Source organism: Streptomyces sp. NPDC002671 (assembly GCF_053592475.1).
Genome location: NZ_JBSFVU010000018.1, coordinates 69356 through 81040, shown reverse-complemented (window position 1 = coordinate 81040; position 11685 = coordinate 69356). Strand labels below are relative to the sequence as shown.

The following is an 11685-nucleotide window of genomic DNA, read 5'->3' as shown; positions in this document are numbered from 1 at the left end:
CCCTACGGGTGCCGGGCGGATGCTGTTGTGCTGGGAGGGAGCCCCAGGGACGACTTGGCCTGTCGGGTGCGTTCGTCGGCGAGTACTTCTGTCCGGCCCGCTTCGACGGCGTCGAAAGTCTGTCGGGCGATGGCTTCCGGGGTGTTTTTGGGGCCGGTGACATGGGCGGGCATGTCCGTGCCGATGTAGCCGCAGTGGACGCCGACGACGAGGACGCCGGTGTCGTGGAGTTCGCCGCGGACCCCGTTGGTCAGGGCCCAGGCGGCGGCCTTGGAGGCACTGTAGGAGCCCATCGCCGGGTTGGTGAACCAGCTCGCGATGGACAGCACGTTGACGATGGCGCCGGGCGCGTTGCCGATGAGCAGCGGTGCGAAGGCGCGGCACATGGCGAGCGTGCCGAAGTAGTTGATCTCCATCTCGGTGCGGGCGGCATCCAGGTCGGGTGCGGCCAGCAGGGGGCTGTCGGTCAGGACCCCGGCGTTGTTGACCAGCAAGGTCACATCCGCGCACGTCTCGGCCGCTGCGGCAACCTGGGTGGGGTCGGTGACGTCGAGGCGGACCGGAATCACGCCGGCCTCCACGACCGACCGCGGGTCCCGGGCCGCGCCATAGACGCGCCGGGCGCCGCGTTGCAGAAGCATCCGGGTCATCACCTGCCCGAGCCCACGGTTGGCGCCGGTCACCAGTGCCGTTGCCCCATGGATCTGCATGCCGTCACCCTTCGCTGCGCGGCCGAATTCGGCGGTTTCCCGATCACGCAGTGGACCACTTGAGATGGACGGCGCTCTCGTGGAACCCCAGACCACGATAGAAGTCGGCCGCCCTGCGGGTCGGCACGGTCACCTCGACGTCCCTTGCCTCCCGGGCCCTCGCCTGCGCGGCCCGGACCAGCGCGGAACCCGTACCGCGGCCACGCACGGGCGTATCCACGGTGAGCTCCAGCAGTTCGAGGATCGTTCCGCCCGCGAAAAGGGTGGGCATGCGCAACGCGAGCAGGTACCCGGTCACGTACGAGTCCTGCTCGGCGACGAGGAACTCGGCTCTGCGGTCTGCGGCAGCCTCGATGATCCGGGGGAACGTGATGTCGTCGAAGACCGCTCGGTCGGGCCGGTAGCTCGTCACAAAGCCGCTGAGCAGGCGGTAGATGTCACAGGCGTCCGAGGGTGCGGCGTCGCGGAGGGTCACGCCGGCTCCTCCGCCAGGAGCTCCGCCACCTCGATCTCGATACTGCGGTCGGGCCGACCGCTGCCGCAATGCACACGACCCAGGCTGTTGACCGTCTCGTCGAACACCACGCGAGCTGAGTTCGTCGATCGCGGCGGCGCGCGCCACAGCCCCGACGGTGACCATCGGGGTGTGCCGGGGCGTACCGCAGCCCGTCGGACGCCTCGGGCCTGAAGCTGCGCACGGTCAACGACGAGCCGCTCGGTGTCGTACTGTCCGGCCGTCACCCCCTCGCCGTCCGACCGGAACTGACCTGGCCCGAACTGCGCGGCCAGCGATTGCTGTGGTTTCCGTCGGAACGCGCCCCCGGCTACGCGGATGCTGTGCTCACGCACCTGCGCGAGCACGGCTGGACCCCTGACACGGTTGCCGACGATCAGGGCAGCCATACGCTGTTCCGCCACCGGCTCATCGGCGAGGATGATCTGGTCGCGCTGCGGCCCCGGAGCAGCTCGGCCGGTGATCCGGACCTCGTCTGGCGCCCTGTCGGTCCGCAACCGCCTCATGAACGGCTGGTGCTGGCCGCGGCTGCCGGCACCCCCTGGGGCTGACCCCTGGCAGACAGCCCGAATTCCCACCAGCACAGTTCGAGAGTGTGCGCCTGCACCAGTGCTGGTGCTCTCGCTGCTGCACCGAACGGACGACACCGTCGCGCCCCTCCGGCGTGCCGGTCCGGCGCCCGTTCCCGGACCGTCCTGTAATGGCGCCGACCCCCTGGCTCGAGGACGGAGACCGATGCACGAGATGTCCGTCGCGCTCGCCGTGGTCGAGCAGGTCGAGGCGGCGGCACGTTCCCGCCGGGCCACCGGCGTCAGCAGCATCAGCCTGGACGTCGGGGAACTGGCCGGCGTCGTCCCCGACTCGCTCGCCTTCTGCTTCGAGCTGGCCTCAGCGGGCACTGCCGTCGCGGGCGCCGAGCTGATCACCCACACCGTGCCGGGCACGGCCCGCTGCGAGCCGTGCTCCCAGGACTGGGCGGTCGGCATGCCGCCCCGACTGCTCTGCCCCGGCTGCGGCACCGCCGCCGTCGAGCTCGTCTCCGGTCGTGAACTGCACATCCGCGAGGTCCGTTGGGCGGCCGGACCCACCGATCCTGCCGAGACCGGCGACCGTATCCGCCGGCCTGCCTACGAGGAGAGCTGAACATGTGCCGAGCAGTCGACCTCCAGCGGGCGGTCCTCGCCAAGAACGACGCCGCGGCCCGGATCCTGCGCTCCGAACTCACCGACCGCGGCACCACGGTCGTCAACCTGCTTTCCAGCCCCGGGAGCGGCAAGACCGCCCTCCTGGAGCGCGAGCTGCGCCTCGCCCGCGAACAGGGCGTCAGCACGGCAGCGATCACTGCCGACCTGGCCACCGAGAACGACGCCGAACGCCTGGCCCGCGCCGGCGTCCCGGTCAAGCAGGTGCTCACCGACGGCCTGTGCCACCTGGAAGCCGACATGGTCGCCCGGCACCTGCACGACTGGCTGCCCGAGCCCACCCGGCTGCTGTTCGTCGAGAACGTCGGCAACCTCGTCTGCCCCGCCGGCTACGACCTCGGAGAGTCCCTGCGCGTCGTACTCGCCTCGGTCACCGAAGGGGAGGACAAGCCGCTGAAGTACCCCACGGCGTTCGGCCTCGCCCATCTGGTGATCGTCACCAAGGCCGACCTGGCCGAACCCGCCGAGTTCGACGAGACGGCCTTCCGCCGGAACGTGGAGCAGGTCAACCCCGGCGTCGAGGTCGCCCTCAGCTCCGTGCGCGACGACCGGGGCGCCGGACTGCTCCTCCAGCGGGCCCTGGCCGTTGCCCAGGGCTCCCGCGTCCACGCCCCGGTGATGGCCCGGGCCGGCGCATGACCGCAGCCCCACCAGGCTCCTCCGCACCGGCGGCGCCACAGGAGCGGGCGCACTCCGCGGCATCGCAGCGTCCGGCCGCCGGGGCGGCCCCACGGCGCAGCCGGGTCCTCGTGCGGGGTGTCGTCCAAGGAGTCGGGTTCCGGCCCTACCTCTACGCCCTGGCAACCGGGCTGCGCCTGTCCGGACACGTCACCAACACGGCGGACGGCGTCGTCGCGGAGGTCGAGGGTGCCGCCGGGGACGTCGCGGACTTCTGCGCTCGCATCGCCCCCGAGGCACCGCCCCTGGCCCGCGTGGAGTCCGTCGAGACCCTGGACGTCGCCGCCACCGGAGGCAGCGGCTTCACCATCGTGCCCTCACAGGAGGGCGGCGCCGTGCACACGCTCGTCCCGCCCGACACGGCCACCTGCGACGACTGCCTCGCCGAACTCGCCGATCCCGCCGACCGGCGACACCTGCACCCCTTCATCACCTGCACCCACTGCGGCCCCCGCTTCACCATCGTCACCGGCCTGCCCTACGACCGCGTCCACACGACCATGGCCGGCTTCCCCCTCTGCCCGGAGTGCGCACGGGAGTACGAGGACCCGGCGGACCGGCGCTTCCACGCCCAGCCGGTCGCCTGCCACCGCTGCGGCCCCCGACTGCGCCTGATCACCGCCCTCGACGGCCCCGCACGCCCGCCGGCACCCGGCACGGACACCGACCCGCTCGCCGAGGCGCGGAGGATGCTCGCGGACGGCGCGATCCTCGCCGTGAAGGGCCTCGGCGGCTACCACCTGGCCTGCGATGCGACCGACCCCGCGGCCGTGGCCGAACTGCGCCGCCGCAAGGCACGCGGCGACAAACCCTTCGCGCTCATGGCCGCCGAACTCGCCGACATCGAACCGCTGGTGCACCTCGGCCCCCTCGAACGCGAGCTTCTCACCGGCCCCGTCCGCCCCGTGGTCCTGCTGCGCCGCCGCGAGGACGCCGTGCCGCACCCGGGCGCCGCCCCGGCACCCGCCGTCGCCCCGGGCAGCCCCGACCTCGGCTTCATGCTGCCCTACACCCCGGTACACCACCTGCTCCTGGGGCTCGGCGCACCGAACAGCGAGGGACCGCGACTGCTCGTCATGACCAGCGGCAACCTCTCGGGCGAACCCATCGTCACCGACGACACGGAGGCACTGACCCGGCTCGCCGGCCTGGCCGACGCATGGCTGCTGCACGACCGGCCCATCCACGTCCCCTGCGACGACTCCGTCGTCCGCGTCTGCGACGGGGAGCAGCTGACCCTGCGCCGCTCTCGCGGATACGCCCCCCTGCCGGTGACCCTTCCGGTCGACGTCGCCCCCGCTCTCGCCGTGGGCGGCGACCTCAAGAACACCTTCTGCCTCGGCGAGGGCCGCAAAGCCTGGCTGTCCGCCCACATCGGCGACATGGACGACCTCGCCACCCAGCTCGCCCTGGCCTGTGCCGAGCAGCAGCTGGAATCCGTCACGGGAGTGCGGCCCGCCCTGCTCGCCACCGACCGCCACCCCGCCTACCGCTCCGCGAACTGGGCCAGGCGCCACGCGGACGGGCGGCCCGTCGTCCCCGTCCAGCACCACCACGCGCATATCGCCGCCGCCATGGCCGAGAACGGTCTCGACGGCACGCGTCCGGTGCTCGGCGTCGCCTTCGACGGCACCGGCTACGGCCTCGACGGCGCCGTCTGGGGCGGGGAGTTCCTTCTCGCCGACTACGCCGGCTTCTCCCGGTTCGCCCACCTCGCCTACGTACCGCTGCCCGGCGGCGACGCGGCCGTACGACGCCCGTACCGCATGGCCCTCGCCCACCTCGCTGCCGCCGGAATGCCGGCCGACCCCGCACTGCCCTGCACCGGCGTCTGCCCGCCCGACGAACTCCGGCTCCTGCAACAGCAGCTGGAGCGAGGTGTGAACTGCGTGCCGACCTCCAGCATGGGCCGCCTGTTCGACGCGGTCTCCTCCCTCGCGGGCATCCGGCACCACGCCGGATACGAGGCGCAGGCCGCGATCGAGCTGGAAGCCGCCGCCCTGCGCTCACCGGACACCGAGCACGACCCCCGCTACGGCTTCCGGCTCGGCGCGCGCCGACCCGGCGACCCGCTCACTGCGGACCCCGCGCCCCTGCTGGCCGCGGTCGTCGACGACGTACGCGGCGGCACCCCCGCCGCCGTCGTCGCGGCGCGCTTCCACCGAGCCGTGGCACGCCTGGTGCGCGAGGTCTGCGCCGTCGCGCGGGACGAACTCGGCGTGAAGACAGTGGCGTTGACCGGGGGAGTGTTCACCAACGGCGTGTTGTCGACAGCCTGCGCCCAGGGGCTGCGCCAGGACGGGTTCACCGTGCTGCGCCATTGCCTGATCCCGCCCAACGACGGCGGTCTGGCCCTCGGACAGCTCGTCGTGGCGGCCCGTGCCACCGCCGTGGAAGCGCCCGGCGAGGCGCCAGGACAGCGACAGTGAGGAGACCCGTATGTGTCTGGCGGTACCCGGGCGGGTGCTGGACGTGGAGGACCGGGACGGAACCCGGATGGCCACCGTCGACTTCGGCGGTGTGGTCAAGGAGGTGTGCCTGGAGTACCTGCCGGACCTGAAGGTCGGCGAGTACGCCATCGTGCACGTGGGGTTCGCCCTTCAGCGGCTCGACGAGGAGTCGGCCAAGAGGACGCTGGAGCTGTTCGAAACCCTCGGCCTGCTCCAGGAAGAGTTCGGCGACCCGTGGGACACGGCCGCCGAGGCGGCGGGGAGCGAGGGGCAGGCGCACGACAGCGTCGCCGGAGAGGTGCGGCCGTGAAGTACATCGACGAGTTCCAGAACCCCGGGCTGGCGCGGCGGCTGCTCGACGAGATCCGTGCGACGGTGACCCGGCCCTGGGCGCTGATGGAGGTCTGCGGCGGACAGACCCACAGCATCATCCGTCATGGGATCGACCAACTCCTCCCTCCGGAGATCGAGTTGATCCACGGTCCGGGCTGTCCGGTCTGTGTCACGCCGCTGGAGATCATCGACAAGGCCCTGGAGATCGCCTCCCGCCCCGGAGTGATCTTCTGCTCGTTCGGGGACATGCTCCGCGTACCCGGCACGGGCCGCGACCTCTTCCAGGTGCGCGGGCAGGGCGGCGACGTCAGGGTGGTCTACTCTCCGCTCGACGCGCTGCGGATCGCCGAGCAGAACCCGGACCGTGAGGTGGTGTTCTTCGGCATCGGCTTCGAGACCACGGCTCCGCCCAACGCGATGACGGTCCATCAGGCACGCAGGCGGGGCATCCGGAACTTCAGCCTGCTCGTCTCCCACGTCCGCGTCCCCCCGGCGATCGAGGCGATCATGCGGTCCCCGGACTGCCGCGTCCAGGGCTTCCTTGCCGCCGGCCATGTCTGCAGCGTGATGGGCACGGCGGAGTACCCGGAGCTCGCGCGACGACACCAAGTGCCGATCGTCGTCACCGGCTTCGAGCCGCTGGACATCCTCGAGGGCGTACGCCGGACCGTGCTCCAGCTGGAACGGGGCGAGCACACGGTCGAAAACGCCTATCCGCGAGCCGTTCCGGCCGAGGGCAATCCGGCCGCGCAGGCGATGCTCAGCGACGTCTTCGAGGTCACCGACCGGGCGTGGCGGGGCATCGGCGTGATCCCCGACAGCGGCTGGCGACTGTCCGACCGATACCGTGACCACGACGCCGAGCACCGTTTCTCCGTCGAGGGCATCGACACCCGGGAACCCGCCGAGTGCCGCAGCGGCGAGGTCCTCCAGGGCCTGCTGAAACCGAACCAGTGCGAGGCATTCGGCACCACGTGCACGCCCCGGTCCCCGCTCGGCGCCACGATGGTGTCCAGCGAAGGCGCCTGCGCCGCCTACTACCTCTACCGACGGCTCGACCCGGGAGCCCCGGGACAGCGGCTCCCTGCCGTGAACAGCGCCTCCCTCGGCACCCCGTCCTCGACCACCGCTTCCCGGGAGGGCAGCCCCGTTGCCTGACACCGCAAGCACCACCAGCACCGTCAGCTCTTCCGCCTCGGAACGGGCGCCCGACATGCTCGCCTGGACCTGCCCGGCACCGCTGCGGGACCAGTCCCGGATCGTGATGGGCCACGGCGGCGGCGGAGCCCTGTCCGCCGAGCTGATCGAGCACCTCTTCGCGCCGGCCTTCGGGGGACCGGCCCTCTCGCACACCACGGACGCGGCCGAAGTCCGGATCGGCGGCGCCCGCCTGGCGTTCTCCACGGACTCCTTCGTGGTGCGCCCGTTGTTCTTCCCGGGCGGCAGCATCGGCGACCTCGCCGTCAACGGCACCGTGAACGACCTCGCCATGAGCGGAGCCAGGGCGAGCCACCTCTCCTGCGGCTTCATCCTGGAGGAGGGCGTGGCGACCGAAACCGTCGCTCGCGTCGCGAACGCCCTCGGCGCAGCGGCGCGCACGGCGGGCGTAGAGGTCGTCACGGGGGACACCAAGGTCGTGGAGGCCGGTCACGGGGACGGCATCTACATCAACACATCCGGAATCGGACTGATCCCCGAGGGGGTCGATCTGCGTCCGCAGCGGGTCGTGCCCGGTGACGTGGTGATCGTCAGCGGTCCCATCGGTGTGCACGGTGTGGCGATCATGAGCCTGCGCGAGGGTCTCGAGTTCGGTGTCGAGATCGAGAGCGACTGCGCGCCGCTCGGCGGCCTCGTCGAGGCGATGCTCGCCGTGACACCGGACGTGCATGTGATGCGCGACCCCACACGCGGGGGCCTGGCCGCCTCGCTCAACGAGATCGCGGTGGCATCGGGCACCGGCGTGGTCCTCAACGAACGGGCGGTGCCGGTTCCCGACGCGGTGGCCAACGCGTGCACGGTACTCGGACTCGACCCGATGTACGTGGCGAACGAGGGCAAGCTCGTGGCCTTCGTCCCGCGCGACCGGGCGGACGCCGTGCTGGCCGCGATGCGCGCCCACCCCATGGGTGTCGGCGCGGCGGTGATCGGCGAGGCGGTCGAGGCGCACCCGGGCATGGTGGTCGCCCGTACCGGTCTCGGCGGCACCCGCGTCGTGGACATGCCGCTCGGTGAGCAGCTGCCGCGGATCTGCTGAGGTCAGCCCCGGCGCCCGCGCCGCTCTCGCGCGGTGTCGAGGGTCCACGTGTGGGTGCAGTTCGGGCACTGCAGGTGGACCCGGGGCCCCTTGTTCGCGATCAGATAGCGCCAGTGCGTACGGCAGTTGCGGCCGTCCAGACAGGTCTCACACTCGCGGGCGTCGTCGCACCCCGGGCAGGCGACCCAGGCGCGCCGGGCCGGGTCGGCGTGGGGGTCAATGGGAAGACGCACGGCCCGGCTCCTGACCGGGCAGTACGCCCGCCGCGACCAGCATGCTGTGAATCCGCTGCTGCTCGGCGTCGAGGCCGGAGTAGAGCAGAGCGTACGCGGCCTCCTCGGACCGCAGGACCTCCACGGGGTCCCAGTCGGACCCGAGCGCGGCCACGACCTCGGCCCGGCGCCGGGCCTCCTCGGCGGTGAGGTCGATCGTGAAGGTCAGGTGGTCGGGATCGGAGTCCTGGATCATGGGGGCACTTTCGGACGAAATCGAACTGATTCCGCCACGTGTACCAGAGCGGGTGCTGGAGGGGGAAGGGTGCGGAAGTCGAGCGGACATCACTGACCCGTCGACCCGATACGGGACGCAATCCTCACAAATACGACACGCTTATGTTGATATAAGGCGCATTTCACCCATATCTCTGCTCGGATGTCGAGGCCGGACGCGGGCCCCTGTGTGGCCAAGCTCATGCCCGGCCACATCAGAGGGGCCCGGTTTCACACGATGGTGGGGGAGGGTCGATTCAGCCAATGTCGATGGATCCTGCGTTCAGCACCTCGATCTCGGAGGGACCGGCGTTGAAGGTCGACGCCTTGATCCTGGTGCCGCCGAGCTCCTTCTGGAACAGCCCTTCCTGGACGCCCACCAGCGCGGTGGCGAGTGTGAGGTTGGGAAAGTAGCCGATCTTGGAGTTGGAGCCGTAGCCGCAAGCATCTGGCAACAGGGTGTTCACGCATGTCAGGGGTTGGTCCAGGCTCCCGGAGTATCGGTCAGCGCGGACACCTCAGCGGGTAGTTGGGCCGACGCGACATTGGCGAGCGAGACGCGCTCGAGGACCTCGCGCACGTTGGACCGCAACGCGATCCACAGGGGGAGCAGCGACTCGGCGGGACCGGTGTAGGACAGGTCCGGCGGGCGGACCCCGCGCACCGAGACCAGTGGTCCGTCCACGATGCGGATGACATCTGCGATGCTGATCGACTCTGCGGACCTGGCCAGCCGGTAGCCGCCGTTGCCGCCGCGCTGGCTGAGGACGAGACCGCCACGGCGCATGTCGTTCAGGATGCCTTCGAGATACTTGTGCGGGATGTCCTGGGCGTCGGCGATGGCCTCGGCCTTCAGGGGAGCGTCGTCTGGCGACGCGGCGAGCTGCAGTGCGGCACGTACCGCGTAGTCCGCCCTGGCTGAGATCCGCATACGCGCATTATTCCGTACGGTTTCTGCAGGCATCCGCTTCGGGCAGGCCGCTGCGGGGGTGTGATGCGGCTGCGAGGGTGTGCCGGGTCAAGCGGGCAGGGCGAAGGGCGGGTGGGTGCCGTTGAGGAAGTAGTCCCCGACATCGCGGAGTTGGTGGGCGATGGGCTCGTACAACGTGTGAGTCCGGGCATTGCGCCAGAAGCGGTCGAAGCCCAGCCGCGAGGAGGTGGAGCGGGCGCCGATGGTGTCCAGAGCGCGGTTGGTGGACTCCTGTACGGCCCTGGAGGCGGCGGCTTCGGCCATGGCTGCGAGTGCGGAGATCTCCGCGCACTCGTCGTAGGTGAGGTCTTCGCCGCGTACCAGCCCGCCGCGCACGGCTTCCAGGGCTTGATCGGCGAGTGCGGACGCCGAGCGGGTGAGGACGGTGATTTCTCCGTAGGCGGCCAGCAGCTGCGGGTCGTGGGGAGTGCCCACCGGCCAGGCGGGGCGCCAGGGTGCGTGACCTGTCCTGCTGTACTCACGGGCCTCGGCGAGCACTCCCTCGGCTATGCCGAGCAGCAGCTGGACGGAGACGAGGCGTCCGACCGGAGACGCCAGGGCGGCCAGGGGAGACAGGCTGTCCTCGTCCGTGGCCAGGGAGCCGAGTACGTCGTCGGCGGCGACCGGTACGGCGTCGAAATCCACGCTTCCGCCTGCCGCGAGCCGCTGGCCGAACGCGTCGGCGTCGCCGTCGATCCGCACGCCGCGACGGGCGGGATCCACCACGACGGCGAGTGGTTCACCGGTGTCGGCCCACACGGCCCGCACGGCAAGACGGTCGGCGATCAGGACCCCGGTGGCGTAGCTCTGCCGGCCGTCGAGGAACTGGCCACCAGCTGTCCTGGCCAGCGTCAGAGGAGGTTCCTGACGGGCGAAACCACCGCCCCAGCACCACTGTTCCTCCGTGGACTGCCGTTCGACCCGCGCGGCGAGGGCCGGCTTGGCGAAGAACCGGGCGCTCCACGACGTGAAGTAATGACAGCCGAGCAGCTGACCGATCGCACCGTCGGCTGCGGCGATCTCCCGGACCACGGCGTAGGCCGTGGGCCAGTCCGCGCCGCCTCCCCCGGACTCGGCCGGTGCCAGGAGCGTCAGCAGTCCTGCCTCGCGCAGCAGGGACACTTCGTCGAGCGGGACCTTGCCTGCCTGCTCCCTGGCCACCGCGTCCGCGGCCAGGTCGTCCGCCGCCTCGCGGGCCACGCGCAGCCAGTGCGCACGACCGGGCCCGGTCCGGGCGGACTGGGAGGCGGGGTCGGACGGCGCAGTGGCAACGCCCATGGCAGTGCTCTCCTCAAGTTCGGCGGCAGGGCGCGGTGTTGGGCTCTCCGGCTGGCCGGGGCGGCCACCTACCGATCGCGCGCATGCACGTGACGGGGATACCGCAGGAGCGGCGCGGCACGGGCGGATGTGTGAGCCGCGTGCCTCACGCGTGACAGCAGGCGGCGCTGACGACGCGACAAAAGTCGACATGCCGACGACGAACGAGTCGCTGCTGCGTACGGAGCATGTCCATCATCCTGCGCACCCTTGCTGAACATCGTCAAGGCTTCCCTAGTAATTCGATTGGAAAAGTAGGGAAGTTGGTGATGAAGGGCGGCTCGCTATACCGCCGCCTGGAGGAGGTTCTGGAAGCGGGCGATGCCGAGCATGGCGTGCTGGGCGCCGTCGCCCTTGAGATGGCAGTCTCCCAGGATCTTCCAGGTCTTCATGCGCGCGAAGACGTGCTCAACGCGCGCGTGGACCCGCTTGTGGGAACGGTTGTGCTCACGCTTGCAGTCGCACAGCTCGCCTCCCGCCGGGCGGCGGTGTGGGATGACCAGTCCGGTGCCCGGGTAGCCGCCGTCGGCGATCGTGATGGTCTTGCCGACGGCGGCCCTGGCACCGGACTCGCCCACGCCTTGCAGTCGTTGCGGTTGCCGGGGACAGGACGTCCGACGACAACGACCAGCTGGCTGTCGGCGTCGATGACGACCTGGTGATTGATGGAGTACCGATAGTTCTTCGCTTGGATTTTTCGGACTGATGCTGACCCAATGCTGACTTTACTGGCAGGGGGTCAGGTCTTTGCGGGGACACCGCTCGCACT

The 11685-nt window shown here is 70.8% G+C and carries 13 protein-coding genes and 2 pseudogenes; 7 read left to right on the top strand and 8 right to left on the bottom strand.

Annotated elements, in window-relative coordinates:
* Nucleotides 1-2: 2 nt before the first annotated feature.
* A complete protein-coding gene (locus ACWD35_RS26660) occupies nt 3-710 on the bottom strand; it encodes an SDR family oxidoreductase (protein WP_451353812.1) in 708 nt (235 codons plus the stop codon).
* Between the two features lie 43 nt (nt 711-753).
* Nucleotides 754-1185: a GNAT family N-acetyltransferase gene (locus ACWD35_RS26655; RefSeq protein ID WP_451353811.1), complete on the bottom strand. Its 432-nt coding sequence runs from the start codon at nt 1183-1185 to the stop codon at nt 754-756.
* Between the two features lie 209 nt (nt 1186-1394).
* Here ACWD35_RS26655 and ACWD35_RS26650 point away from each other — a divergent pair, with 209 nt between their 5' ends.
* The 7 genes from ACWD35_RS26650 (at nt 1395) to hypE (ending at nt 8141) form a co-directional block, all read left to right on the top strand.
* Nucleotides 1395-1775 (top strand): LysR substrate-binding domain-containing protein, encoded by a 381-nt coding sequence (locus ACWD35_RS26650; protein WP_451353929.1) that lies wholly within the window; start codon nt 1395-1397, stop codon nt 1773-1775.
* A 184-nt stretch (nt 1776-1959) separates the two neighbouring features.
* Nucleotides 1960-2367 carry a hydrogenase maturation nickel metallochaperone HypA/HybF gene (locus ACWD35_RS26645; protein WP_451353810.1) on the top strand — a complete coding sequence of 136 codons (408 nt, stop codon included), beginning with the start codon at nt 1960-1962 and terminating at the stop codon, nt 2365-2367.
* Between the two features lie 2 nt (nt 2368-2369).
* Nucleotides 2370-3065 carry a hydrogenase nickel incorporation protein HypB gene (gene hypB / locus ACWD35_RS26640; protein WP_451353809.1) on the top strand — a complete coding sequence of 232 codons (696 nt, stop codon included), beginning with the start codon at nt 2370-2372 and terminating at the stop codon, nt 3063-3065.
* On the top strand, nt 3062-5533 hold the full coding sequence (gene hypF, locus ACWD35_RS26635; RefSeq protein WP_451353808.1) for a carbamoyltransferase HypF: 2472 nt from the start codon (nt 3062-3064) through the stop codon (nt 5531-5533). Before hypB ends, hypF begins: the two co-directional genes overlap by 4 nt.
* A gap of 10 nt (nt 5534-5543) precedes the next feature.
* Nucleotides 5544-5864, top strand: a complete 321-nt coding sequence (locus tag ACWD35_RS26630; RefSeq protein WP_451353807.1) for a HypC/HybG/HupF family hydrogenase formation chaperone — start codon at nt 5544-5546, stop codon at nt 5862-5864.
* Nucleotides 5861-7045, top strand: coding sequence for a hydrogenase formation protein HypD (gene hypD / locus ACWD35_RS26625; RefSeq protein WP_451353806.1), 1185 nt, complete (start codon nt 5861-5863; stop codon nt 7043-7045). The genes ACWD35_RS26630 and hypD overlap by 4 nt, the downstream gene beginning before the upstream one ends.
* 55 nt (nt 7046-7100) lie before the next feature.
* A complete protein-coding gene (gene hypE, locus ACWD35_RS26620; protein ID WP_451353928.1) occupies nt 7101-8141 on the top strand; it encodes a hydrogenase expression/formation protein HypE in 1041 nt (346 codons plus the stop codon).
* 2 nt (nt 8142-8143) lie between these two features.
* Here the strand turns inward: hypE and ACWD35_RS26615 are convergent, their stop codons facing one another.
* The 6 genes and pseudogenes from ACWD35_RS26615 to ACWD35_RS26590 form a co-directional block, all read right to left on the bottom strand.
* Nucleotides 8144-8374: a hypothetical protein gene (locus ACWD35_RS26615; protein ID WP_451353805.1), complete on the bottom strand. Its 231-nt coding sequence runs from the start codon at nt 8372-8374 to the stop codon at nt 8144-8146.
* Complete coding sequence (locus ACWD35_RS26610; protein WP_451353804.1) at nt 8358-8609, bottom strand: DUF6400 family protein; 252 nt, start codon at nt 8607-8609, stop codon at nt 8358-8360. The genes ACWD35_RS26615 and ACWD35_RS26610 overlap by 17 nt, the downstream gene beginning before the upstream one ends.
* A 280-nt stretch (nt 8610-8889) precedes the next feature.
* Nucleotides 8890-9117: pseudogene (locus ACWD35_RS26605) on the bottom strand (sulfate ABC transporter substrate-binding protein); the annotation flags it as partial.
* Nucleotides 9102-9560 carry an RrF2 family transcriptional regulator gene (locus ACWD35_RS26600; RefSeq protein WP_451353803.1) on the bottom strand — a complete coding sequence of 153 codons (459 nt, stop codon included), beginning with the start codon at nt 9558-9560 and terminating at the stop codon, nt 9102-9104. The pseudogene ACWD35_RS26605 and the gene ACWD35_RS26600, both read right to left, overlap by 16 nt.
* A gap of 87 nt (nt 9561-9647) precedes the next feature.
* Complete coding sequence (locus ACWD35_RS26595; RefSeq protein ID WP_451353802.1) at nt 9648-10877, bottom strand: acyl-CoA dehydrogenase family protein; 1230 nt, start codon at nt 10875-10877, stop codon at nt 9648-9650.
* A gap of 323 nt (nt 10878-11200) precedes the next feature.
* A pseudogene (locus ACWD35_RS26590) lies at nt 11201-11607 on the bottom strand (transposase family protein); the annotation flags it as partial.
* Nucleotides 11608-11685 lie beyond the last annotated feature (78 nt).